Annotated in this window: 19 protein-coding genes and 1 pseudogene; 7 read left to right on the plus strand and 13 right to left on the minus strand. The window is 71.9% G+C overall.

The genetic code is table 11. From position 1 onward, the window contains the following. Window positions 1-444: 444 nt before the first annotated feature. Window positions 445-1,569 carry a 3-oxoadipate enol-lactonase gene (pcaD, locus tag ABZY33_RS03440; RefSeq protein WP_356489756.1) on the plus strand — a complete coding sequence of 375 codons (1,125 nt, stop codon included), beginning with the start codon at window positions 445-447 and terminating at the stop codon, window positions 1,567-1,569. Here pcaD and ABZY33_RS03445 read toward each other — a convergent pair. Continuing rightward, the gene (locus tag ABZY33_RS03445; protein WP_356489757.1) at window positions 1,566-4,241 is read right to left on the minus strand and encodes an AAA family ATPase; all 2,676 of its coding nucleotides are present in this window, start codon (window positions 4,239-4,241) and stop codon (window positions 1,566-1,568) included. The genes pcaD and ABZY33_RS03445 overlap by 4 nt on opposite strands. A 483-nt stretch (window positions 4,242-4,724) precedes the next feature. Here ABZY33_RS03445 and ABZY33_RS03450 point away from each other — a divergent pair, with 483 nt between their 5' ends. Continuing rightward, window positions 4,725-5,795: a DUF2510 domain-containing protein gene (locus tag ABZY33_RS03450; protein WP_356489758.1), complete on the plus strand. Its 1,071-nt coding sequence runs from the start codon at window positions 4,725-4,727 to the stop codon at window positions 5,793-5,795. Between the two features lie 206 nt (window positions 5,796-6,001). On the opposite strand, the gene ABZY33_RS03455 is transcribed toward ABZY33_RS03450, so the two are convergent. Continuing rightward, window positions 6,002-6,634: a TetR/AcrR family transcriptional regulator gene (locus ABZY33_RS03455; RefSeq protein ID WP_356489759.1), complete on the minus strand. Its 633-nt coding sequence runs from the start codon at window positions 6,632-6,634 to the stop codon at window positions 6,002-6,004. 209 nt (window positions 6,635-6,843) lie between these two features. On the opposite strand from ABZY33_RS03455, the gene ABZY33_RS03460 reads away from it, so the two are divergent. Together ABZY33_RS03460 and ABZY33_RS03465 are read left to right on the plus strand one after the other, a co-directional pair. Beyond that, complete coding sequence (locus ABZY33_RS03460; RefSeq protein ID WP_356489760.1) at window positions 6,844-7,833, plus strand: phosphatase PAP2 family protein; 990 nt, start codon at window positions 6,844-6,846, stop codon at window positions 7,831-7,833. Continuing rightward, on the plus strand, window positions 7,830-8,741 hold the full coding sequence (locus ABZY33_RS03465) for a DMT family transporter (RefSeq protein ID WP_356489761.1): 912 nt from the start codon (window positions 7,830-7,832) through the stop codon (window positions 8,739-8,741). The genes ABZY33_RS03460 and ABZY33_RS03465 overlap by 4 nt, the downstream gene beginning before the upstream one ends. A gap of 17 nt (window positions 8,742-8,758) precedes the next feature. Here ABZY33_RS03465 and ABZY33_RS03470 read toward each other — a convergent pair whose 3' ends face one another. The 6 genes from ABZY33_RS03470 to ABZY33_RS03495 form a co-directional block, all read right to left on the minus strand. Beyond that, window positions 8,759-9,661 carry a phospholipid scramblase-related protein gene (locus tag ABZY33_RS03470; RefSeq protein WP_356489762.1) on the minus strand — a complete coding sequence of 301 codons (903 nt, stop codon included), beginning with the start codon at window positions 9,659-9,661 and terminating at the stop codon, window positions 8,759-8,761. Between the two features lie 100 nt (window positions 9,662-9,761). Further along, window positions 9,762-11,816, minus strand: coding sequence for a phosphocholine-specific phospholipase C (locus tag ABZY33_RS03475; protein WP_356489763.1), 2,055 nt, complete (start codon window positions 11,814-11,816; stop codon window positions 9,762-9,764). A gap of 189 nt (window positions 11,817-12,005) precedes the next feature. Then, on the minus strand, window positions 12,006-13,460 hold the full coding sequence (locus ABZY33_RS03480; protein ID WP_356489764.1) for a carboxylesterase family protein: 1,455 nt from the start codon (window positions 13,458-13,460) through the stop codon (window positions 12,006-12,008). A gap of 136 nt (window positions 13,461-13,596) precedes the next feature. Beyond that, complete coding sequence (gene tgmB, locus ABZY33_RS03485; RefSeq protein ID WP_356489765.1) at window positions 13,597-14,634, minus strand: ATP-grasp ribosomal peptide maturase; 1,038 nt, start codon at window positions 14,632-14,634, stop codon at window positions 13,597-13,599. A gap of 13 nt (window positions 14,635-14,647) precedes the next feature. Further along, entirely contained in the window at window positions 14,648-14,839 is a 192-nt protein-coding gene (tgmA, locus tag ABZY33_RS03490) for a putative ATP-grasp-modified RiPP (protein WP_356489766.1), read from the minus strand. 204 nt (window positions 14,840-15,043) lie between these two features. Further along, window positions 15,044-16,393 carry a 6-phospho-beta-glucosidase gene (locus tag ABZY33_RS03495; RefSeq protein WP_356489767.1) on the minus strand — a complete coding sequence of 450 codons (1,350 nt, stop codon included), beginning with the start codon at window positions 16,391-16,393 and terminating at the stop codon, window positions 15,044-15,046. Between the two features lie 56 nt (window positions 16,394-16,449). Between ABZY33_RS03495 and ABZY33_RS03500 the strand changes: the two genes are divergently transcribed. Continuing rightward, the gene (locus tag ABZY33_RS03500) at window positions 16,450-17,283 is read left to right on the plus strand and encodes a hypothetical protein (RefSeq protein ID WP_356489768.1); all 834 of its coding nucleotides are present in this window, start codon (window positions 16,450-16,452) and stop codon (window positions 17,281-17,283) included. 187 nt (window positions 17,284-17,470) lie between these two features. Here the strand turns inward: ABZY33_RS03500 and ABZY33_RS03505 are convergent, their stop codons facing one another. From ABZY33_RS03505 to ABZY33_RS03515, 3 genes are read right to left on the minus strand one after another with little or no spacing between them, the layout of a single operon-like run. Beyond that, entirely contained in the window at window positions 17,471-18,037 is a 567-nt protein-coding gene (locus ABZY33_RS03505; protein ID WP_356489769.1) for a hypothetical protein, read from the minus strand. A gap of 21 nt (window positions 18,038-18,058) precedes the next feature. Next, window positions 18,059-19,201, minus strand: a complete 1,143-nt coding sequence (locus ABZY33_RS03510) for a ferritin-like protein (protein WP_356489770.1) — start codon at window positions 19,199-19,201, stop codon at window positions 18,059-18,061. A 60-nt stretch (window positions 19,202-19,261) separates the two neighbouring features. After that, window positions 19,262-21,175 (minus strand): GMC family oxidoreductase, encoded by a 1,914-nt coding sequence (locus ABZY33_RS03515; RefSeq protein ID WP_356489771.1) that lies wholly within the window; start codon window positions 21,173-21,175, stop codon window positions 19,262-19,264. Window positions 21,176-21,694: 519 nt separating this feature from the next. On the opposite strand from ABZY33_RS03515, the gene ABZY33_RS03520 reads away from it, so the two are divergent. Then, a protein-coding gene (locus ABZY33_RS03520) for an IS5 family transposase (RefSeq protein WP_356489772.1) occupies window positions 21,695-22,509 on the plus strand; the annotation gives its coding sequence in 2 pieces (ribosomal slippage) (window positions 21,695-22,043 and window positions 22,043-22,509; 816 coding nt in all). A gap of 88 nt (window positions 22,510-22,597) precedes the next feature. On the opposite strand, the gene ABZY33_RS03525 is transcribed toward ABZY33_RS03520, so the two are convergent. Then, window positions 22,598-22,951: a helix-turn-helix domain-containing protein gene (locus ABZY33_RS03525; RefSeq protein WP_356489773.1), complete on the minus strand. Its 354-nt coding sequence runs from the start codon at window positions 22,949-22,951 to the stop codon at window positions 22,598-22,600. An 83-nt stretch (window positions 22,952-23,034) separates the two neighbouring features. Here ABZY33_RS03525 and ABZY33_RS03530 point away from each other — a divergent pair, with 83 nt between their 5' ends. Further along, window positions 23,035-23,943, plus strand: a complete 909-nt coding sequence (locus ABZY33_RS03530; RefSeq protein WP_356489774.1) for an NAD(P)-binding domain-containing protein — start codon at window positions 23,035-23,037, stop codon at window positions 23,941-23,943. A gap of 21 nt (window positions 23,944-23,964) precedes the next feature. On the opposite strand, the pseudogene ABZY33_RS03535 reads toward ABZY33_RS03530, so the two are convergent. Further along, window positions 23,965-24,548 (minus strand): annotated as a pseudogene (locus ABZY33_RS03535) (IS5 family transposase); the annotation flags it as partial.

Genomic DNA, 24,548 nt, shown 5'->3' on the forward strand with positions numbered 1-24,548 from the left:
CCGGGCCGGAGCTGTCCGCCGAGCCCTGCTCCGGGACCCCGTCAGCCGGTGCAGGGCGGCCGGTCCGGGCCGGCACCACCCGTCACGCCCCGCGCCGGGATCGCCCGTCGGCCCGTGCAATACGGCCGTTCCGGGCCAGAACTACCTGCCACGTTCCACTCCGGGACGGCCGTCAGCCCGTGCAAGGCGGCTGGCCCGGGCCGGAACCCACCCGCCACGTCCCGCCCCCCGAGACGGCCGTCAGCCCGTGCAAGGCGGCAGGCCCGGGCCAGAACCACCCACCACGTCCCACTCCGGAACGACCATCAGCCCGTGCAAGGCGGCTGGCCCGGGCCGGAACCCACCCGCCACGTCCCGCCCCCCGGGACGGCCACAAGCCCGTACGGAACCAAGCGGCGCAGCCGCACCCGCACCCGTCCCGACCACCCCGACCGGAGTCGCGTCATGACCCCCTCCCCCGTCCTCCACCACCACGCCGAGGGTTCGCCCTCCGCTCCCCCGTTGCTGCTCGGCCCCTCGCTCGGGACGTCGGTGGCGCTCTGGGACCAGGTCGCGCCCGAGTTGTCGGGCAGCCACCGTGTCGTGCGGTGGGACCTGCCCGGGCACGGCGGGTCCGACCCGCGGCTGATCGCGGCGGGAGCCACCGTGGCGGACCTCGCCGGACTGGTGCTCGGCCTCGCCGACTCGCTCGGCCTCGACCGGTTCGCGTACGCGGGGGTGTCGCTGGGCGGCGCCGTGGGGCTGTACCTCGCGGTGCACCACGCGGAGCGGCTGGAGCGCCTCGCGGTCCTGTGCTCCTCCGCCCACTTCGGCGGCGCCGAGCCCTGGCGCGAGCGGGCCGCGCTCGTGCGCGCGGAAGGGACCGGGGCCGTCGCCGAGTCGGCCCCGTCCCGGTGGTTCACGCCCGGCTTCACCGTGCCGCGCCTGGTGCGGGACACCCGGGACGCGGACCCCGGCGCGTACGCCGCGTGCTGCGACGCGCTCGCCGCCTTCGATCTGCGCGAGCGCCTCGGACAGATCCGGGTCCCCACGCTCCTGGTCGCCGGGCGCGAGGACCCGGCGACCCCGCCCGCGCACCTGCGGGAGATCGCCGACGCGGTGCCGGGCGCCGGGCTGGTCGAGCTGGCCGGCGCCTCGCACCTGGCCGTCGCCGAACGGCCCGCGGCGGTGCTCGCGGCGCTGCGGACCCACCTCGGGGAACAGACTCCGCGCGGCATGGAGGTCCGGCGCCAGGTGCTCGGTGACGCGCATGTGGACCGGGCGCAAGACCGGCAGACGCCGTTCACGGCCCGGTTCCAGGACTTCATCACGCGCTACGCGTGGGGCGAGATCTGGACCGACCCGACCCTGTCCCGGCGCGAGCGCAGCATGGTGACCCTCACCGCGCTCGTCGCCCACGGCCACCTCGACGAACTGGCCATGCACGTCCGGGCGGCCCGCCGCAACGGCCTCACCCCCGACGAGATAGGCGCCGTGCTCCAGCAGTGCGCCGTGTACGTGGGGGTGCCCGCCGCCAATGCCGCGTTCGGCGTCGCCCAGCGCGTCCTGGCCGAACTTGACGGCTCCTAGCGCAACCCGCGTCCCGTCTCCAGGACCTCCCGGGCGCGCGCCACGAGGCCGTCCGCGCCGCAGGAACGGGCCAGGGTGAGACCGCGGTTGAGTTCGGCCAGCGAACGCGCCGCCATGCCGTACTCGACACGGGCGAGGGCATGCTCGTAGGCACAGGGCGAGGCTTCGAGGTAGGTGACGGCCTTGGCGTACAGGGTGAGCTGCCGCTGGCCCGTCTCCAGAGCCGCCGCGCACCGCAGCGCTTCCCCGATGGCCGTGTCCGTGCCGAAGCGCTCGGCCTGGGTGCGGGCCTCCGCGACGAGTTCGGCGGCGCGGTGCGGATCGGTGGGGGCGAGGGCGCGGGCCAGGTCGCAGGCCCACGGCGCCATGATCGTGTTGTGCCCGCCGCGGGCGGTGGCGGCCTTGGCGGCGGTCTCCAGCTCGTTGATCCCCTCCTCGACCCGGCCGGTCGCGAGGAGGAGCCGGCCGCGGACCGCGTGCGCGTCGGGCAGGACGATGGTGGACGGGTAGGGCGGCCCGAACGCGTACCGCTCGGCGACCGCCTGCGCCTCGCCGGCCTTGCCGCGGGCGAGCAGCGTCTCGATGAGCATGCACGCCGCGTCCCAGTGCATCGGCAGCCCGCGTCCGACGCGGTCGGCCAGGCGCAGCGACTCGCGCAGGAACGCCTCGGCGTCGGTGAGGCGGCCGCGCCTGCGGTGCACGTAGCCGACGAAGGCGTGGGCGATGGAGAGGTGGCCGCCGCTCCAGCCGGCCGTCTCGTACTCGCGCACGGCGCCGGTGAACAGGCTCTCGGCACGGTCGAGCCGGTCGGCGAAGAGGTAGGCGCTGCCGAGCATGGTCAGGACCTCGAAGCCCCACTCGGAGTCGCGCCAGCCGAGCCCCGGGGCGAGGCGGCCGTTGACCAGGGCGCGGTCGCAGCGCTCGACGACCTCCTCCGCGTTCTCCCCGCGGGTCATCGCGTCGAAGGCGCGCAGGATCAGCAGGGCGCGCTCCGGGTTGTCCCGGCCGCCGAGGTTGTCCGCGATCGTGGCGAGGCGCCGCGAGCGGCCCGGCGAGTCCTCCTCGCCGGCGTGGATGCCCTCCCACATGAAGTGGACGGCCTGCAGGCGCAGCCGGGCGGGGCCCGGCTCCAGCCGGTCGGCCTCGGCGTCGATGAGGCGCAGCGCCTCTTCGAGCTGGTCGTTGTGGACGAGGGCCTGGGAGAGCCGGCAGACCGCGTCGACCCGGAGGTCGCCGACGAGGCCGGGCGTCGTGTCGAGCGCGGCGTCCAGGTGCCGGATGGTGGTGGCCGGGGAGGTGAGCAGGGTGGCGCAGCCCAGCTCGTAGTGGAGGTACGGGCGGACCTCGGGCAGCGGCGGTTCCCGCAGGGCGCGCTCCAGACAGCGCCGGGCCGCGTCGGGCGCGCCGACGGCCAGGTGTTCGCGGGCGGCGGCCCGCATCTGCTCGACGAGCTCCGGATCGTCGTCGGGGTGGACTTCGAGCAGGTGCCGCGAGGCCGCGGCGGGCCCGCGCCCGGACGCGGTGACGGCCCAGGCGGCCTGGCCGTGCATGGCGGTGCGGGTGGCCGGCGGGATCGCGTCGTAGACGGCCGTGGCGATGACGGGGTGGACGAACTCCAGGCCGGTCTCGGCGCCGTACGCGGCGTCGGTCAGGATGCGGGCGGCGCGCAGCCGTTCGGCACAGCGGCCGGCCTGCTCGGGGTTGAGGCCGGCGAGGAGCGCGGCGAGGCCGGGGTCGATGCGGGTGCCGAGAATGGCGGCGGCCCAGGCGAACTTGGTCGCCTCGATGCCGAGGCCCTCGAGGCGGGCGATGAGGCCGCGGCCGCGTGCCGACTTGTTCAGCACGCGCAGTTCGGCGGCGGCGTCCTCGTCCGGGCGCAGGCCGCTGTCCTGCACTTTGGCGAGCAACTCGACGGTCTCGTACGGGTTTCCGCCGGTGACCGCCCAGACCTCCCGGCAGAACGGGTCGTCGGCGTGGTCGCCGAGGGTGGCACGGGTGAGGCCCGCGGCGGCGTCGGGGGTGAAGGCGCGGAGTTGGGCGGTGCCGGGGCGGGCGGCCGCGGCGACCGCGTCCAGGCAGACGGCGGCGGCCTCCCTTTCCGGGTCGCGCTGGGCGACCACGACGAGCACCGGCAGGTCGTCGAGGCGCTCGGCGAAGGCGGCGAGCCACTCCAGGGTCTCCAGGTCGGCCCAGTGCGCGTCGTCGATGAGGATCACCAACGGCCAGTGCAGGCGGGTCAGTCGGGAGACGGCGGCGACGAGTCCGTCCCGTACGCCCTGCGGGTCGGCCTGGCGCCCGGTGGGCTCGGCGATGCCGAGGGCGGGGCCCGCGATGTCGTACCAGTCGCCGAAGTACTCCCGCTTCTCCTCGTCGTTGAGCGCGAGCAGGACGGGTTGCAGGAGCTGGCGTACGACGTTGAAGGGGACGGAGGTGACCGTCTCGCCGCCCCGCGCGGACCACACGGTGGCCCGGTCCTCGGCCATCTCGCGCACCTGCCCGAGCAGGGCGGTCTTGCCGATGCCCGCCTCGCCCTTGTAGACGACGAGACTGCCCGACGAGGCGGCGTCACCGCACAGGTCGTCCAGGGCCCTTTCGACGACGTCCAGTTCGGACTCGCGCTCCCACAACGGCGGGGCGGCGGAGGCGCCGTCGGTCTGCCGGCCCTGAGTCATCCCGCGTCCTTCCGGTGTCATGTATGCCGCTCGAACCGGTCGACCGGCGTGCTGGTCACGAGAGTAATGGGCCGCACGGTGCGATGTGGTGGGTCTTCGGAGCCAGGGAGAATTGGCTATGGGGGGCTGCGCTGACGCGGGGCGCGTTGAGGCGGGGCGCGCTGCGGCGGGGCTGTTCTGGCTCGGAGTCGCGCTGACGCGGAACCACGCCGCCCACCGTGGGCCGGAAACCGGCCCGCCGCAGTTCGGGAGCCGCCCCCGGCCCGGCGCCCAGCGGCCGTTTCCGGAGGAGACCACCCCGGCGAGGGTCGATCCGGCGCCGCAAGGTGAGCCGCCAACAGGGCAGCGGCCCGGGCCGCCGGGAGCCGGACCCGCGTCCGCCCAGCCGAACCCCCCGCACCCCGCGGAGCCATCCGTAACGATTGCGACCCCGAGCCGGACCCTCTCATCCCCTTTTCAGGCACGCCTCATACTGTTCCGTGCATGACGTCGCAGACTCCCGAAGGCTGGTACCCCGACCCCGGCCAGGTCCCCGACGGCCCGCGCACCGAACGCTGGTGGGACGGCGCCCGCTGGACCGATCAGACCCGGCCGGCCGCGACCCCGCCGCCGCTCCCGCCGCAACCCGCCGCGCCGCCGGTCACCGCGCACGCCCCGTACCCGGTCTCGCCGCAGGCCCCGCAGCCGCCCGTTCCGGGGGCGTTTCCGGCGTACGGCAACTACCCCGGCTATCCGGGTCCGTTGCCGCCGAAGCCGCGCAACCGCGGGAAGATCGCGCTCGCGGCCGGTGTCGCGGTGGTCGTGCTCGCCGGGATCGGGGGCGGGATCTACGCCCTGACGTCGGACGACGGCGGCGGAAACAGCCGGGCCGGTTCGCAGTCGCAGCGGCCCGAGGAGCCGCAACGGCCGGACGGTCCGGGCGGCTCCACCGGGGGCGGCGGAGGCGGCGCGTCACCCGAGGCACCGGGTTCGCCGCAGCCCCCGCTCGACAAGGGGTACGCCACCGACATCCTGAACGGGGTGGCCCTGCCGGTCCTCGACGGCTGGACCGGCTCCGACGGCGCGGGCGGCGCCGGGGTGCAGACGGGCACGTACAAGTGCCCCGACGACGTGGCGCAGAGCTGTGTGAAGGGCGGCGCCTCCGTCGCCTCCGCGAAGAGCCTGAAGATCGGCGGGCAGAGCCCGGAGGCGGCGGCGAAGGAGGACATCGTCGCCAACGCGAAGGCGTCCTACGGCGGCGACGTCTACGGCGGCATCATCCAGCACGACGAGTTGCTCTCCCAGAAGGTCACGGTCGCCGGGCAGCAGGGTTACCGGATCCGCTGGAACGTGGACACCAAGTCGAAGGTCGACGCCTGGGTCGAGTCCGTCGTCTTTCCCTCGCCGTCCGACGCCAAGACGCTGCTCGTGGTGCGGATAGGCGTCGACATACCGCGTACCAAGAAGGAAGAGGCCGCGGGGCCCGACAACACGTCGATCGACAAGCTCGTCAAGGGCATCAAGAAGTCCTCGGTCTCCGGCGGCGGCACGGGCGGCAGCGGCCAGGACGCCTGAGCGGACCGCCTCCGGTCAGCGCCGGGAAAACGTCCCGTCCGGTCCCGGGAAAACGTCCCGTCCGGCCCCGGGTACACCTGGGGCCGGGCGGTTCCTCTCCGCTCAAGAGGTACCCGCCCGGCCCGGGGGTGCGCGCCGCCCCCGTCCCCACGGTGCGGCGCGGGCAGACCACCGGTCGGTCATCCCTGCGACCGGTGGCCTCCCGTTCAGGTGGCCTGATCCGAAGGGGTCAGGCCGAGTCCGGGAATCAGCACGTCCACGACGAAACCGACGAGGTAGTCGGCGTCGGCGTCGCGCCCTTCCAGGACAGGACGGCTGCGCATGACTCCGAAGAGCTGCGCGGCCAGGTAAGGCAGCGCGGGGTGGTCCGCGGCGATCTCGCCGCGCGCCACGGCCCGCTCGACCATCGCGTCGATCGCCGCGAGCTCCGGCTCGATCAGCGCCTCGCGCAGCGCGCCCTTGAGCTCGCCGTCCTGGCGCACCGCGTGCCCGAGAGCCTGCATCAGCGCCGTGTCCGGCAGCGACTGCGCCGCCGCGTTCCGCGCGGCCGCGACGAGGTCACCGGCGAGGCTGCCGGTGTCCGACGCGGAGAACTTCGTACAGCGTCCGGCCCGCAGCGCGGCGGCCACCAGCTGCGGCTTCGTCCTCCACTGACGGTACAGCGTCGATTTGCTGCAACACGCCTGGGCGGCCACGCCCTCCATGGTCAGAGCGTCGTACCCGTTCCTGCGCAGCTGGTCGAGGACCGCGTCGTAGAACTCCTGCGCGCGCTCAGGAGTGATCTTGGATCGGCGCGAGGCGGTCGGCGCTGTCGCGGTGGCCTGTTCGCGCGTCGTCATGGACTCCACTCCTCGCTCTGCGGCTCGTGCCGATGAGATCACATCCACCATCGATACGCCAGTGTACCGGTACGCCACCGTATCGGTACACTGTCGTATCGGTACACTGGCGTATCGATGGATGCGGCATCCCTCCGCATCTCATCGACGCGCCACCAGCGCACCCGTACATCACGCACTACCCAGTCGTCACGAAAAGGGGCCGGGGGATGGATTCCCGCACCGAGCCTGTCGAACCGGAGCCGGACAGCCGATCTGCCCGACCGCCCCTGGTCCGCGAGCTCCTACTCGTCGTAGGACTTTTCCTCGTCTACAAGTTCGGCCGGCAGCTCGCCAACGGTCACACCGCCGAGGCGTTCCGCAACGCCGGCGAGGTGTGGCACGCCGAGCGGGCCGTCCACCTGCCCGGCGAGGGCGCCGTCCAGGGCGTCCTGCTGCACAGCGACACCCTCGTGCACCTCGCGAACACCTACTACGCGACCGTGCACTTCCCCGCCACGCTCGCCCTGCTCGTCTTCCTGTACCTGCGCCGCCCGCGCCACTACGTGTGGACACGGCGGGTGCTCGCCGTGCTGACGGCCGCGGCGCTCGTGCTCCACCTCGGCTTCCCCCTGGCGCCGCCGCGGATGCTGGCCGCCGCCCACCTCGTCGACACCGCGCAGGTCTTCGGCCCCTCCGTCTACGCGGCCAAGCCCGCGACGGACACGATGGCCAACCAGTTCGCCGCCATGCCCTCGCTCCACTTCGGCTGGGCCCTGATGGTGGCGATCGCCCTGATCGTCGCCACGACGTCGCGCCTGCGCTGGCTCTGGCTGCTGCACCCGCTGCTCACCCTGCTGGTGATCGTCGGCACGGCGAACCACTACTGGCTCGACACGATCGTGGCGACGGCGCTGCTCGGACTCGCCCTCGCGGTGATCCGGATGCCGGTGACCGTCGGCGGCCCGGCCGCGCTCCGCCGCCACCTGCTGCCCGCCCCGGCGGCCACCACCGCCCCGGCCGCGATCCCGGCGCACGGCACACCGGCGCCCGCGCCCTGGCGGCCCGCCGCCGCGTTCCGTACGCCGCCGGACTCGCTGTCCGCCTCGGACGTCCTGGAGCGCATGCCGATCCGGATACCGCTGCACGTCTCCGCGACCCCGGGCTCGACCTCCGCGGCCACCGCTCCGCAGCTCGTCCCGGCCGGAGCCCCGCGATGAGCGCCACGCTGCTCGCCGTCGCGCTCTCGCTCGTCTCCGCGGTGGCCTACGCCGCGGCGGCGGTGGCCCAGGAGCGGCTCGCGGCCCGCACCGCCGGCGCCGGCACGGGCCTGCTCCGGCTGCTCGGCACCGGCTCCTGGTGGTGGTCGGTCGTGCTGAACGCCGGGGCCGCGCTGCTGCACGTCGCCGCGCTCAAGTACGGGCCGCTCACGCTGGTGCAGCCACTCGGCGCACTCACGCTCGTCGCCGCCGTCCCGCTCGGCGCCAGGATCGCCGGCCGGCACGTCACGGCGGCCGAGTGGCGCGGCACCGCCCTGACCCTCGCGGGCCTGGGCGCGCTGCTCGTCACGGCTTCGGGACCCGCCCCCGACGACACGCTCTCGCTGCCCGAGGCGCTCGCGGTGGCGGGGGCCACGGCGGCGCTCATCGGGACGCTGTCCCGGCGCGGCGCGAAGCCGGGCCTGCGGCACGCGACCGCCTCCGGACTCGCCTCGGGTGTCGCCTCCGCGCTGACCCAGACGGTCACCGTCGCGGCGACGGACCGCTCGGGGCCGCTGCTCGCCCCGCAGGTGATCGTGGTGGCGCTGCTGGTCGCGGCGTTCGCCGCGGGCGGCCTGCTGCTCTCCCAGACCGCGTACCGCGGCGGGCTCGGCGCGCCGCTGGCGGTGGTGACCCTGGCGAACCCGGTGGCCGCCGCGGTCATCGGTCTGTCCCTGCTCGGCGAGCGGCTCCAGGGCGGCGTGGCCGGACTGGTCCTCGCCGGCGCCGGAGCGGTGCTGGCCGCGCGCGGGGTCGTCCTGCTGACCCGCACCCCGGCGCCGGCCGCGGCGCCCCGGACCACCGTGGTGACGCTGCCGGCGATCCCGGCCCAGCCGGAGCCCGAACCGCTGCGCCTGCGCGCGTCCTGACGGGCCCCGGCGGCGGCTCACCCGAAGCCGCGGGAGTCCTGCTTCAGGGCGGTGTCCACGGTCAGGGCCGTCGCCACGACGAGGCTCAGGAGCGGCTCGGGCAGCTGGAAGTGGATCTGCAGGACGTAGTTGTCCGCGGTCGTGAACATCGTCTTGGCGAGGCCCTCCCACGTCTTCGTGATGCGGGCGACCTCCTGGTCCGCGTGGTCGACGATCGCGAAGTTCCAGGCCCGCCAGTTCTCCGCCTTGATCGCGCCGACCTGCTGACCGTTCACAGTCATCGCGAAGTTGATCTTGCCGATCATGTTCTGCTGCACGATCTCGCCGACCGGCGAGCCGTCCGGGCGCTCCACGACGACCCGGGACTTCATGATCTTCGCGGGGCGCGTGAGGACCAGCTGCGGCTGCCCGTACGCGTCGCGGATCTCCAGCTTGTGCGTCATGAACTGATCGACGCTGGAGACGAAGCGCAGCGCTTTCTTCAGGCTGCTCTGGCCGATCTCGGACACCGAGCCCAGCACGGTGCCGTGCTGGTCCATGACGCTGTACTCGTTGGTCAGCTCGATCAGCTTGGCCTTCTGGTTCACGACCAGGACCGGCTCGGTGAAGAGCGTGCCGCCGCCCTGCCCGGCCCCCGCGACCCCGGCCTGCCGCTGCACCTGCCGCTGGACGCGGCCCGCGTCCGCCTGCTGCTGCGCCTGCCCGCCGAAAGGCTGCTGCGCCGGTGCGCCGTACGGCTGCTGAGCCTGGGCGGGCTGCTGGGGCACCGGCGTCGCGGCGGGCGCCTGGGCCTGCGCCGGGGCCGCTCCCTGCGCGTGCGTGTGGTCGGTCCACTGGGCACCGTCCCACCACCGCAGCGTCTGGGCAGCGCCCTGCGGGTCCGGGTACCAGCCTGCAGGGGTGTTCGATTCTGTCGTCACCGGGGCACACTATCGCGGCGCCCTGTGACCCGGCCTGGGCCGTCAGGTGTGACGTACGCCCCTGCCGCCCCGGGTCGCCGGGACGGGAGGGGCGCCGGGGTCAGACGGTGGCGAGGGCCGGGTCGCTCACTCCGGCCTGCCCGTTCTCGACGTGACCGGCCAGCCGCCGCAGATAGCCGGTGTTGCCCTCGACGACGATCTTCAGGTCGTACCAGCGCTTGGTGGCGCGCAGGTCCACGGTCTGCTGGGAGGTGGCACCGGCCCGCACCGTGTACGTCTGCGGCGTGCCGCCGTAGGCGTTGGTGACGGTGAGGTGGACGTCGGCGGTGGTCGGGTTCCTCAGGGTCAGCTTCAGGTTCCCGGTGGTGCCGTCATGGCGCGCGGTCACCTCGGGCTCGGCCACCTTGTTGTTGCCCGCGAAGGCGCGCAGGAAGCCGTTGGGGCCGTGCACCGTGAGGTCGTACTTGCCGCCGGAGTAGAGCGAGTTCCAGCTGTCGGAGAGCGACTTGGCGGCCTCGGCCGTGTAGGTCCACGGGCCGTCGGTGCGGCTCTGGGAGCGCACCTGGAAGGCCGCGCCCTTGGTGGCGCCGCCGCTGAACGTCAGCTTGTACTTGCCGGTCGCCAGGTCCTGCGCCCCGTCGACGTAGGGCGCGTAGCCGAGCGGGCGGCTGGGCCGGGAGCCCCTCTCCTGCTTGGGGAGCACACCCTGCGCGGGCGGCTTGGGCACGTAGCTGCTGTGCCGTTCCCGGTCCGGCGGCTCGTACCCGGCGGTGCCGGGCAGGTCGGCCGGGTCGGTGACCGTGAGGGAGAAGTCGAAGGCTGAGGTCAGGTCGCCGCAGATGGCGCGGCGCCAGGGCGAGATGTTGGTCTCCTTCACCCCGAACCGGTTCTCCATGAAGCGGATGATCGAGGTGTGGTCGAAGGTCTCCGAGCACACGTACCCGCCGGTCGACCAGGGCGAGACCACGAGCATCGGCACGCGCTGGCCGAGCCCGTAGGGGCCCGCGGCGCGGGTGCCGCCCGGGTAGTAGTCGAGCTTCGTGTCGACGGTCGACAGACCCTGGTCGGCGGAGGCGGGCGCGTAGGGCGGCACGACGTGGTCGAAGTAGCCGTCGTTCTCGTCGTACGTGATGAACAGGGCCGTCCTGCTCCACACCTCGGGGTTGGAGGTGAGCGCGTCGAGTACCTGGGAGATGTACCAGGCCCCGTAGTTCGCGGGCCAGTTCGGGTGCTCGGAGAACGCCTCGGGCGCCGCGATCCAGGAGATCTTCGGCAGCTTCCCGGCCTTCACGTCGGCCCTGAGGCGGTCGAAGTAGCCGTCGCCCGCCTTGGCGTTCGTGCCGGTGCGGGCCTTCTCGTACAGGGCGTCGCCGGGCTTGGCGTTGCGGTAGTTGTTGAAGTAGAGCAGCGAGTTGTCGCCGTAGTTGCCGCGGTAGGCGTCGTCGATCCAGCCCCAGCCGCCGGCCGCGTCGAGGCCGTCGCCGATGTCCTGGTAGACCTTCCAGGAGACGCCCGCCTTCTCCAGGCGCTCGGCGTACGTGGTCCAGCCGTAGCCCGCCTCCTCGTTGCCGAGGACCGGGCCGCCGCCGGTGCCGTCGTTGCCGACGTGGCCGGTGAGCATGTAGTAGCGGTTCGGGTCGGTCGCGCCGATGAACGAGCAGTGGTAGTCGTCGCAGACGGTGAACTTGTCGGCGAGCGCGTAGTGGAAGGGGATGTCCTGCCGGGTGAGGTAGGCCATCGTGCCGGTGCCCTTGGCGGCGATCCAGTTGTCGTACTTGCCCTTGTTGAAAGCGCTGTGCCCGCCCGCCCAGTCGTGGTCGAGCCCGGCGATGAACTGCATGCCGAGGTCGTCCGCGTCCGGGTGGTACGGCAGCGTCTCCTTGCCCAGGCTCGACTGGTGCCAGACCGGCTTGCCGCTCGGCAGCGTCACCGGCCGCGGGTCGCCGAAGCCGCGCACGCCCTTCATCGACCCGAAGTAATGGTCGAAGGATCGATTCTCCTGCATGAGCACCACGATGTGCTCGATGTCCTTGACGGTGCCGCTGCGGCGGGCCGCGGGGATGGCCGCGGCGCGGTCGATGGAGCCGGAGAGCGCCGTGAAGGCGGCGGTGCCGCCGGCGATCTGGAGGAAGCGGCGCCGATTGAGTTCGGTCATGGGTGGGGGGATCTCCTGTTGCCTCGGGGGTTGGTCCGTCCACGATGAGGGGCAACGGGGAGTGTTCAAGACGAGCGGGGGTGAAGGAAAGGGGAGCGGGGTGACAGTCGCGCAAAATGTGTGCGGCCGGGGCGCGACGTCACGGCCTGTGGGAGCCTGTCCCGGACCCCTCTCGCCCGGCGCCCGCGCTCAGCGCACGCCGTCCCACAGTTCCCGCTCCGCCCGCCGCGGATCGGCCTCGGGCCGGCAGGCGCCCTCGTCGAACACCATCGTCGTCCGCTCCCCGGCCGGGTCGTACGCGGGCCAGCCCGGGTCGCCGGTCTCCGCGAACGCCACCCACGCGGCGTGCACGGTCCGGGCCAGCTCGCGCGGCGCCTTCTCCCCGGTCATGGGCACGTAGTCACCGTCGTCGAGCAGGTCGAAGACGAAGCCCAGCTCCAGGGCGTGGCAGGCGCCCAGCTCGCCGTCGAACCGCGGGGAGCGCCACGCGAACTCGTAGAGGTGCGTGCCCGGCACGGCCTCGGCCAGGCGGACGGCCGGGAGGCGCCAGAACCAGTCGGTGACGAGCGCGTCGAGCAGCTCTCCCGGCGTGGCGCCGGGGCGCGCCGCCCGGTACCCGTCGAGGTCCGCGCCGAACGCCTCGGCGCCCCGCTCGACCCGCCGCTCGGAGATGGTGTCGAAGCGGCCCGCCGGCACCATGTAGAGCCGGTTCTCCTCCCGGTTGGAGCCGGCCAGCAGGTCGATGCCGAGCTGCGGTCCCGGCAGCCGCAGCTCCTCGGCGACCGGTTCGAAGACCATGCCGTTGAGCGCCGCCTCGCCCCACACCGCCGGATCGGGCCGGCCGGCGAAGTCGGCCCGCAACCCGGCCTGTCCGGCGATGAGCTGGTCCAGCGGGACGGCCGCGAACGCTTCGGCGGTGTACGCCACCCCGAGCTGCCGCGCGAACCGCTCGCCGATCCGGCGCGCCGTGTCCGGGCGGATGAAGTGGTGGCACGCCCCGCTCTGCAGCACGGCCCGCCGGAACAGGCCCCGGGCGCGCGGCTCCGCCAGCAGCTGCCCGATCGCCACGCCGCCCGCCGACTCGCCGAAGACGGTGACGCGGTCCGGGTCGCCGCCGAACGCCGCGATGTTGTCGCGCACCCAGGTCAGCGCGGCGATCTGGTCGAGCAGGCCGCGGTTGTCCGGGGCGCCGGGCAGGTGCATGAATCCGTCCGTGCCCAGGCGGTAGTTGACGCCGACGAAGACGACGCCGTCGCGGGCGAAGGTGTGGCCGCGGTAGCCGGAGGCGTTCGCCGAGCCGTTCGTGAAGGCGCCGCCGTGCAGCCAGACCATGACCGGCAGCCGCGCGCCCGGGCCCGGCTCCGGGGTCCAGATGTTGAGGTTGAGGCACTCCTCGCCCGGCATGGAGGTGTCCGGGATGAGCGTGTCGAAGGGCGGCGTGTACGGGGCCTTGGGCGCGGTCGGCCCGTACGCGGTGGCGTCCCGCACCCCGGTCCAGGGCTCGGCCGGGACGGGCGCGGCGAACCGGAGCGGCCCGAACGGCGCGGCGGCGTACGGCACTCCGAGGAACGCGGCGACCCCGTGCTCCGCGCGGCCGCGGACGGCACCCTGGCGGGTCGTGCACTGGGGGGATGCGTCGGTCATGCGGGGACTCCTTCGGCCGGTGGTCCAGCGGGGCAGGGCGCCGCGCCCCGGAGTTCACGGCCCGTCCGGGGCGCGCCGGGTGCCCACGGTCCAGGCACCCCTCCCGCGTACTGTCTCACCGGCCCCCGCCCGAAGATCAAGGGTGCGTCGGATCGGCGCGGCACGCGTCGGCGTCCGGTGGCCCGGCCGGACCGAGCGGCTCGCCCGCGAGCCACTCCGCCACGGCCCGGCCGATGGGCTGCCCCGTCTCGATCTCCACGAAGCCGAACTGGCCGGACTGGTTGCACTCCAGGAACCACCAGATCCCGTCTGCGTCCTCGGCGAAGTCGAAGGCGCCGTACGCGAGACCGGCCCGCGTCAGATAGCCGTGGACGGCGTCGGCCACGCGCCGGGGCACGTCCACCGGGCGCCAGGGCCCCGCGTCGGGGTCGAAGCGCACGTCGACCACACCGCCCACACCGCCCACACCGCCCACGCCGGCGGTGTCCGGGGCGTCGGCGCCGGGCGCGCCGCTCGCCGCGCGGGCGGCGAACAGCTGCTCGCCGACGCAGGTCAGCCGGATGTCGGCCCGCTTGCGGACCCGGCGCTGGAGCAGGGTCGGGCCGTGCGCCACGGCGCGGTAGTCCTCGCCGGGCCGCACCCGGGTGGTCGGCACCGCGAGCGTGCCGTCGCCGGGGTGCGCGCCGGAGACCGGTTTGACGACGAGGTCGGGGTAGCGCTCGGCGAAGGCCCGCGCCACCCGGGGGAACGTCGTGATGAGCGTGGCCGGCACGGGGAGCCCGCACTCCCGGGCCAGCCACAGCTGCCAGGGCTTGTGCCGGGCCTGGCGGGCGGCGTCGGGGTGGTTCATCCACCGCGCGCCGGTGCAGCGCAGCATGCCGTACAGGGCCTGCGAGGCCTCCTCGGTGAGCCAGGCGGACGCGGCGTCGGCGTGCGCGGCCGGCACGCCGGGCCTGCGCACCCAGATGGAGCGCAGCCCTGCCATGCTCACCACGCGCCCGCCCACGGAGAGGTGGCCCTCGAAGTCCCCGTGCGCGTACTCCCCCGACAGGTCGACGCCGCCCGGCAGTTCGGCCGGGTCGAGCCGCAGGACGGGGATTCCCCGGGCGTTCAATTCGACCACCGCCATGTCGGCCGTCACATCTTGATCACTCGTCAGGATCAGCACCGTCATTCCGCGCGGCCGCTCAGTCGTCGAAATGGGTTTTGGATCCGGCGGTCGAGGTGGTGGCCGCGCATTCTCGCAACACTGCGTAGTCGCGCGCGGCCACTCCGCCGTCGGGCAGCACATTCAATTGCAGTGCGGAGTCGTATGTGTACACCGCGCTGACCTCAGCCTCTCGCGTGGGGCGAGCGTAGTTCAGTGCGAACGGTCGCATGAGTACTCCTAGTTGGGGGCCCACCAAGTCAAGCGCATGGTGACTCTCCGGCGTCACTGTCCTGAGGGATTTCTCAGATTCTCTCTGTAGAACGCATCACACCGGCGGAGGAGTTGCTTCCGCACGGGGAGTGAGGAGACGACGTCAGAACGCGAAAGGGCGGCCTTCAGGGCCGCCCTTTCCCACTACCGTCTTTACAAGCCTTTACACGTCCTTACGCCGCCCTCCACGGGAGAGGTAGCCGAGCCCGGGGTGCGCGCTGATGTAGCCGTCGACCAGGCGGCCTGCCACCGTCACGGAGTCCACGAGGGGGTGCAGCGCGAACGCCTTCACCGCGGTGGCCCGCGACCCGGACGCGGCCGCCGCGAGCACCTCGCGCTCCACGGCCTTGACCGCGGTGACCAGGCCGGTGGCGTGCAGGGGCAGCGGGTCGACGGCGACGGGGTGGGCGCCGCTCGCGTCCACGAGGCAGGGGACCTCGATGACGGCGTCCTCGTCCAGGACGGCGAGGGTGTGCCGGTTGCGGACGTTGAGGATGAGCGTGGCGCGTTCGTCGCGGGCGATGGCCCGCATCAGGGCGAGCGCCACCTTCTCGTAGCCGCCGGATTCCTCCAGGTCGGCCGCGTCCCTCTCCCCCGCGCCGGATGCCTCGCGGTTGTCCGCCATGTACGTGGCCTCACGCTCGGCGCGGGTGCGGTCCCAGGCGGCGTAGGAGGGGTCGGCGTAGAAGGCGGACTGCTGGTCGGCGAGGAAGGCGCCGCGCGTGCGCTCGGCCTCCTGGTAGGCGCGGACGGTCTCGCGGTTGAAGTAGTAGTAGTGCAGGTACTCGTTGGGGATCGCGCCGAGCGAGCGGAGCCAGCCGGGTCCGAAGAGGCGGCCCTCCTCGAAGGAGCCGAGCAGCCTCTCGTCGGCGAGCAGCCGGGGCAGCTCGTCGCGGCCGCCCACGCGCAGGCCGCGCAGCCAGCCGAGGTGGTTGAGGCCGACGTAGTCGACCCGGGCGTCGGCCGGGTCCGCGCCGAGCACCCGGGCGACGCGGCGGCCGAGGCCGACGGGCGAGTCGCAGATGCCGATGACGCGGTCGCCCAGCTGCCGGGACATGGCCTCGGTGACCAGGCCCGCCGGGTTGGTGAAGTTGATGACCCAGGCGTCGGGCGCCACTGCCTTGACGCGGCGGGCGATGTGCACGGCGACGGGCACGGTCCGCAGCCCGTACGCGATGCCGCCCGCGCCGACCGTCTCCTGGCCCAGGACGCCTTCGGCCAGCGCGACCCGTTCGTCGGCGGCGCGGCCCGCGAGGCCGCCGACGCGGATCGCGGAGAAGACGAAGTCGGCGCCGCGCAGCGCCTCGTCGAGATCGGTCGTCGCGCGCACGGCGGGCGCGTCGGGCACGCCGGTGGCTTGTTCCGCCAGTACTCCGGTGATCGCTTTGAGCCGGTCCGTGTCGACATCGTGCAGCGTGACCTCGGTGACCCGGCCCGGCGCGCGGTCGGCGAGGAGCGCTCCGTACACGAGGGGCACCCGGAATCCGCCACCGCCGAGAATCGTCAGCCTCATGGCGCGATCGTAGGGCAGCCTGGTCCCCGACCCGATCTTCGACCGGCGGAGGCCCCATGAACCGGCGCACGAGACGCCAGCTGCTCACCCTGACCGCACTGACCGGTGCGCTCGTCCTCGGCGCGGGCACCGCGTCGGCGACGGCCGCGCCCGCCTGGACCGAGACCGGCACGACGACGGTGAACTCGCTGACCGGCGGCCAGGGGCTGGCGAGCCGTGCCGACGGCTCCCTCGTGACCCGGGGACTCGCCTCGGTCCCGCTGGCCCTGCGCATAGCCGGCTGGTCGCACGTCGGCGACCCGGACGTGGCGGGCGGGTACACCTTCGACGCCTACCAGGGCGGCGACGACGCCAAGAAGAAGATGTTCGCGGCGACCGGCCCGGACGGCAAACGCACCACGTACGAACACGCCCTCGACCAGGACGAGTTGCTGAACAACTCCTTCGCATCCGTGTCACCGGACGGGCAGTGGCTGGTCTCCGGTGAGTGGGGCGCCATGAACCGCTTGCAGGTCTTCCCCACCCCGGTGCTGAACCCGGCCGCGCCGGCGCCGGGCGCGAACCTCCCGCAGGCCGGGCAGATCACGCTCGACCGGGGCGTGGAGAACATCCAGGGCTGCGACTTCACCGACGCCACGCATCTGCTGTGCTCGTCCGACGACGCCGCCAAGGAGGTCCTGGAGGTCGCCCTCGACCGCCCGCTGGACGGGAACCCGGTCGCGGGGCACGTCACGACCGCGTTCGCCATCCCGCAGCGCAGCGTCTGCTCGGGCTCGTTCGAGGCGGAGGGCATCGACTACGACGCCGCGCGCGGGACCCTGCGCGTCGCGGTGGTCCCGCCGTCACCGTGCCTGGTGACGACGGCGCTGGTCGCGTACAAGCACTCCTGAACCGGCCCTTCGGGAAGTGCGCGGGGGCGGGGGTCCGGGGGCGGCCGCGATCACGGCGGACCGCTCGTCCCCCGCACCGTCGTCCCTTCCTGCCGCGCTGTTCAGCGTCGATGACGAGCCGTCCCTCGGCGGGGTCGGCCGGGTACGGGGCGACACCTTGCCGCGACCCGGGTTCGGGACAGTTCGGTCATGACACCTTCTGCTTGTGGGGGTTGTCGACGGTGGGCGGAGTGGCCCACGATCCGTAGCCCGGGGCCTTCGCGCCGGACGGGTGGGCACCGATCGCCCGCCACAGCAGTCCCTCGGTGTAGGCGTCGGGGGAGACGACGAACGGGGGTGTACGTCCGTCTCTGCCGTGCGCGCTCCCCTCCCCGGCCCGGTGCTGTCCGGCCGCGGCCTGTGCGGGCCCGCTCTGCTCGGGCCGGCTGTCGTCCGGGACGGCGGGCTTCGCTCCGCTCCGGCCGGGCGCCGTCCAGGCCGCCACGTCCACGCGTCCCGTCAGCCCGGGGCCGTACCAGACGCCGACGTACCAGAGTTTGATGATGCTCTTCACCAGGGGTTCGGCGGGGCCGGCCGCGGGATCGGGCGCGATCAGGCTCTGGATCACACCCGGCCCCGCCTCCCGCACGACCGTTGCGTGGTACGCCTCCGCCTGACCCGTTCCCCAGAGGTCGAACTCGCTGAACCCGGTCACGGTGGCCGAGAACTTCACGAATGCGCGCAGCGAGTCTTCTGTGGTCGTTCCTTGCGTCACGATGCCGCCTCCTTCGACGGTCTAGAGCTCGAATGTCGGGCCGGCGTTCGCGCCTGGATGCCCGGTGAGCGGGTTGCGGATGAGCCGGTTCATGCTGTCGCGAATGCGGAACATCTCCCAGACCGCCTTGAGCAGCAGGTCGGGTTGGCCGTTGTAGGCCAGATTGACGTTCCTCAGGAAGGCGGCGTAGGACGTGTTGAACTCCTCGGCCGCCGCCAGGATTTCCGGGTCTCGCGCGAGGTCCGCCAGCTTGATGTCCGGCTTCACCGGATAGACGGCACTCCAGTCGACGTGCAGAACCGGGCCGGTAGGCGCGTCCGGCGCGTCGCCCTTCTGGTAGTACCGCCCCTTCTTCAATTGCTGGAACCTGTAGTAGTGGGCGATCTCGTCCTGGCTGTCGAAGATTCCGCCGTACAGTCCTTCGCCTTGTTCCGCGACGAGGGTGAGCGCCGCTACCGCGGTGTCGCGGCCGGTCACCTCGATCACGTCGCCGCCGCCCGAGTAGAAGTACTCGGGGGACACCTGGCGCGCGGGATCGCCGGTGAAGATCGTCGTCCCCGCCGTACGGGCCTGGTCCTCCAGGTGGTTGATCCCCCGGATGATCTCCTCGTAGAACTCACCGATGCTCAGGAAGCGCTGGGTGGGTTCGCCGGGGACGAGGCCGAGGACGGTGCCGGACTGCTCGACTTCGGCCAGCTTCTCCGCTGACGGCGCCGCGCCGTCGGACGTAACCCCTAGGGCCGCCCAGTCCATCGGCACGAACCTGTCTTCCCCGGCCTTCGCCTGCGCGGGCTTCTCGATCATCAGGAACGTGTCGAGCGCCTCGTGGGAGAACGGTCGCAGATGCACCTCGAAGTGGTCCGGACCGCACGGCAGATGCGTCGGATACCTCGGCACGAAGCCGGACTTGGTAAGGTCCGGCGTCCCGCCCACGGCGTTCAGGACGTTCGCGACCAGGGTGAGGTGGAGCATCTCCTCGACGGCCACGACCCGGATGACGTGCCAGGCATCCGCGTTCTTCCCCGGCTGGAGCGAGTAGAGGGCGGTCAGATAGGGCGGGAGCGTCGCGTGCTCCAGCTGGAGCCCTTTGTAGAGGTACTCGTGCAGCTCCTCGATGGTCTGGATCTTGGAGTCCTGGGACGGCTCCGCTTCGGAAACGGACATGTTTCCCCAATCGTGGGCGGTGGCAGGGGCGGTGGCCGGCGTCGCGTGGCTGTCGGCGGGCTAGCCGCGGACGGTGGCCGGCGCCTTCGCGGCACGCAGGTGCTTGTCGATGTGGGTCGAGCTGCGGTAGGCGAGCGCCGCCATGGTCAGGCTGATGTTGGACGTGCCGATCGAGGGCAGGCTGCCGGGCCCGACGAGGTAGAGGTTGTCGTGGTCCCACGACTGCTGGGTGTGGTCGACCACCGAGTGCGCCGGGTCGGTGCCCATGATGTGGGTGCCCGCGAGGTGGTTGCCGCCCACGATGTTGTACCACTGGCCGTCATGCTCGACGGCGCTGGGCCGGTTCTCGTAGTACGTGGTCCGGTCCTCGGCGCCGAGCTTCGCGAAGATGTCCGCCGCGAGCTTGCGGGCGAACGCGGCGCCGCGCATGGTGTAGGGCGGAATCTTGAGCGACACCACCGGTTTCACGTTGCCGAGGGCGTCCTTGTACCGGTCGTCGACCGTGACCGTGTTGTTCCTGTCGGGCAGCAGGTCGATCATGAAGGCCAGGAGCAGTTGCCGGGAGATCTGGTTGCCGAGTGTCCGGCGCAACTCCGCTCCGCGCAGGCCCTGTTGATCGACGAGTTCGACCAGGTCCGTGTAGGGCGAGCCGGTTGCCCACCCCCAGCCGTCGTTGTGGATGTCCACACCGAACCCGGCCTGCGTACCGCGGAACCGGCCGCCGCGCAGGTCGGTGATCCCGCTCGTGCAGGACGTGCCCCGCATCGTGCCGGCCGGTTCGGGCAGCAGGCCCCAGGACAGCAGGTAGGCATGGTCCATCAGGTTGCGGCCGATCAGCTTGCTGCGGCTCATCCGCTGCATGTCGGAGGCGAGCATGAGCCGGGCGTTCTCGATGGCGTGCGCGCACAGGATGTAGACGGCGCCCTTCACCGTGTGTGTCTCGTGACGGTCGGAGTGGAGCGACTCGTAGCTCTTGACGGTGATCCCGGTCACCCGTCGGTTCTGCTCGTCGATCTCGACCCTGGACGCGACGGCCTGCGTCACGATCTTGACGTTGCCCTTGCGGAGCGCCTTGGTCAGCGTCTTACCCGCGTGGTACTTGGCCTGTACCGGGCAGATCGGGACGCAGTTGGTGTTGCCCTGGCAGCGCTCGCCCTCCTCCACCTGGCTCGTGCTCACCGCGCCGACGGGGACGAAGCCCTTGCCGCCGTCGTACGCGGCGTTCGGCACGCCGTTACGGGCCTGCGGAAAGCTCCGCACCTGGAGGGTGTAGTCGTCGTCCGCCAGGGTGACCCGCATGCCGTCCACGCCTCGGGCGACGGTCTGGTCGAGGTAGGACGGCGGCATGCGGTGCATCGGGAACACGTATCCCTTGGGGAAATGCATGCCCAGATATGCCTGGTCCTCGACTTCGGCGGATACGCCCAGTTCGGCCTCGGCCTGCCGGTAGTAGGGCTCCAAGTCGTCATAGCTGAGCGGCCAGTTCAGACCCTGGCCGTACTTGGTCCGCAGGTCGAAGTCCTCGGGGAGCATGCGCAGCGCTTTCCCCTCCCAGTGCATGGAGGTGCCGCCGAGGACCCGGGTGAAGGTGGTGTCCGTGCAGTACTTGTCCTTCTGCACGAGGTAGAAGTCGTCCCGGGGCGTGTCCGGATGCACCGGGGCGACGTCGGTGCTCCGGGGCATGCGGGCATTGGGATTGAACGGGTACGGCGACTGGTTGTCCTTGACGGCCGCGCCGTAGAACCGCGACAGGTACGACTCGTACTCGGCGAGATCCAGGTCCTTGCCGGGGCCGGCTTCGAGGATCAGCACCCTGTGGCCCGCCTGGCTCAACTGCTCGGCGACGATGGAACCCGCCATGCCGCCGCCGACGATCACGGCGTCCCACTCGTCTCTTGCCGCCTCCGCGGCGCTGGTCTGCGTCGCGGCGCCGGCGGGGAAAATCACCGGGTCCGCACCGTCGTAAGACATCATTGATTCCCCTTGTCGCGTCTGGGGGTGACCTCACCCCTGATTTGCGGACAGCGTGACCACCGGCGGTCCGCACCTGCCACTGGCATAAGCGACCCCACTCGGAAGACGAATCCAAGCTGGAAAATCCGGGCAGGTGAGCGTCGCGCGGCCAACCGATGAGCCGATAAGGGTTTCCCGTCCCCCGGGGGACCTGCCGCCAACTGCGACCGTTTGTCGCCTTGTTGGTCGTCCGCATACGTCGCGTACGAGGATCACCTCGGCTCTGCGATGGATCGCATCTGCCGTTGCTTGTTGATTTCTCGGGGTTGCGGGAGGGCCTCGATATGAGGTTTGCATATGTCACTGTCACTCCGCGCTGCCGCTGCGAGGATCCTGACGGCAAACCCACCCTTCGGGGGTAATCGGCGCGGCCTTCCCCGCCGTGGGTTGACGGGACCCGCACCGCCAGAGCGCCAACCGGCCTCCTCGAGCGCCGACTTAGACCGTGTCCTACATGATCAGTTGGTAGTTGCACTGGTCATGGGGAGTGGACGGTGGGGATGGATCGTTCCGGACGGACTGTGGGAGATGGCGAAGCCGTTGCTCCCGCCGGCCCGGGTGCGCCCGCAGGGCGGCGGGGTCGCGAACGTCGATGATGAGGCGGTTTTCGCAGCGATCATCTACGTGCTGGTCAGCGGGTGTGCCTGGCGAGCTTTACCCCCGTGCTTCGGTGCGTCGAAGTCGACCGTGCACCGTCGCTTCGTCATCTGGTCGAGAGCCGGGGTGTGGGGCCGGCTGCATCAGAAGATTCTCCAACTCCTGGACGAAGAGAACTTGATCGACCTGTCCCGGGCGGTCCTGGACTCCGCCCATGTCCGTGCTAAAAAAGGGGCGAACTTGCAGGTCCGAGCCCCGTGGACCGGGGCAGGCCAGGTTCCAAGATGCACGTCCTGTCCGACGCGGACGGACTGCCCCTACGCGTCGGGCTCTCCGCGGCCAACACCCACGACAGCCAGGCCCTGAAGCCGATGCTGTCCCATTTCCACATGGGACACGAATCCCACGCAACGGAATCGAAGCCCCGCCGTCTCCACGCCGACAAGGCGTACGACGTACCCCACCTGCGGCGATGGCCCTGGGGCAAGCACATCGGGGTCCGTATCGCCCGCAAGGGCATCGACTCCAGCGAGCGGCTCGGTCGCCGCAGGTGGATTATCGAACGCACGATGTCCTGGCTGACCGGCTACCGCCGACTCAACCACCGCTACGAGCGGAAACCAGGCAACTACCCGGCCTTTCCCGGATTGGCAGCCGCTCTCTGCTGCTACAAACGGTTCCTCAAGCTGACCATGTAGGACATGGTCTTAGGCACGCGGGCCAGAGAGGCCCCCGGGCTGTCGGCTGAGATGTCTGCTGTCTTGGCCGGCGCTACCCGGTCGTCGGTCAGCTCTCCACCATGGCGAAGCCTTCGCGCCGCATCCGTTCGCCGCCCCAGGCGCCGAGCGGCCCGAGCGCTTGATTGAGCGTGCGCCCCTGCTCGGTCAGGGAGTACTCCACGCGCGGCGGCACCTCGGCATAGACCTCCCGGTGCACAAGTCCGTCCTCCTCCATCTCCCGTAGGTGCTGGGTCAGCATCTTCTCGCTCACCCCGGGCAGACCGCGACGGAGTTCGGCGAAGCGGCGTACACCATGGGTGTCGAGTTCCCAGAGGATCAGCCCCTTCCACTTGCCGCTCACCACATCGAGCGCGGCGTCGATGCCGCAGATGTAAGGCCCGCGTCTCGGCGCCTTGGCCATCACTGATCCCCTTACTAAAAGGTAAGTACCGCAGAAAATAGTAGGTACTTCCCAGACTAGTGGCGCTCTTTGACCATGGAGTGGTGAACAAAGAACAGCACCGCACCCTCAGCCAAGGCAGCACCATCACCGTGATCGGACTCGGCCCCATGGGTCAGGCGATAACCCGCACCCTGCTCGCCGCCGGCCACCCGGTCACCGTCTGGAACCGCACCGCCGACCGGGCCGAAGGCGTCGTCGCCGACGGTGCGACGCTCGCCGCGACACCTGGCGAGGCGGTCGAAGCGAGTGACCTCGTCCTCCTCAGCCTCACCGACTACCAGGCGATGTACGACATCCTGGACAGCACCGCCGCATCGCTGGCCGGGCGGACCCTGGTCAATCTGAGTTCCGACACCCCCGACCGCACCCGCGAGGCGGCATCGTGGGCAGCGGGCCGCGGCGCCGCCTTTCTCAGCGGCGGTGTCATGGTCCCGGCGCCGATGGTCGGCACGGAGGCCGCCCACGTCTACTACAGCGGCCCCGGCCAGGTGATGGAGAGCCACGGGGCGGTGTTGGCGCTGCTCGGCGCACCTAAGCACCTGGGAGAGGACCCGGGCCTTGCCCAGATGATGTACCAGGCCCAACTCACGGTGTTCCTCACCACTTTGTCGGCACTGATGCACGCCACCGCGATGCTCGGCACCGCAGGCATGAAGGCCCGGGAAGCGCTCCCGGAGCTGCTCTCCTCCGCCGACTCGCTCGGTGCCATCCTGAGGGCCGGCGAAGAGCACCCCGGCGCCGCGCTGGATGCCGGAGAGCATCCCGGCGACCTCAGCACGATTACCATGATGGGCGCCACCTCCGATCACATCGTCGAGACCAGCACGGCGCTCGGGCTCGACCTCGCGCTCCCCCTGGCCGTGCGGGCCCACTACCGGCGCGCGATCGAGGACGGACACGGCAGCGACAACTGGACCCGCATCATCGACGGCATCCGGGCACCGCGCTGACCGTGTCCTGTGCGGGGTGGCTCTTAGAACGGCTAACACAATGTCGGCTCGGCGTTCCCAGCGGACGCGGAGTCGGCGGAAGCCGTGCAGCCAGGCGAAGGTCCGCTCCACGACCCATCGGTAGACACCAAGTCCGGTGCCGTGGCGGGTGTTTCGGCGGGCGATGGCGGGCTCGATGCCGCGGGCTCGGACCTGGTCGCGGTAGATGTCGTGGTCGTAGCCACGGTCGGCGAAGAGCGAGTCGGGTTTGCGCCGGGGGCGGCCGATGCGGCCCCGGATGGGTGGGATCGCATCGAGCAGGGGCAGCAGCTGGGTGACGTCGTTGCGGTTGCCGCCGGTGAGGATGACGGCAAGCGGGGTGCCGTGCCCGTCGGTGATCACATGGTGCTTTGAGCCTGCCCTGCCCCGGTCGACCGGCGACGGGCCCGTGTGGATCCCCCTTTTAGGGCCCTGACGTGCGAGGAGTCGACCACGCAACGGGACCAGTCGAGCCGTGCCGCCGCATTCAGCTCGGCCAGCAGCACCTCATGCAGACGTTGCCAGACGCCGGCCTCGTTCCAGTCCCGCAGCCGGCGCCAGCACGTCATGCCCGAGCCGAAACCGAG

The organism is Streptomyces sp. NPDC006552 (assembly GCF_040611655.1).
Lineage (GTDB): Bacteria > Actinomycetota > Actinomycetes > Streptomycetales > Streptomycetaceae > Streptomyces.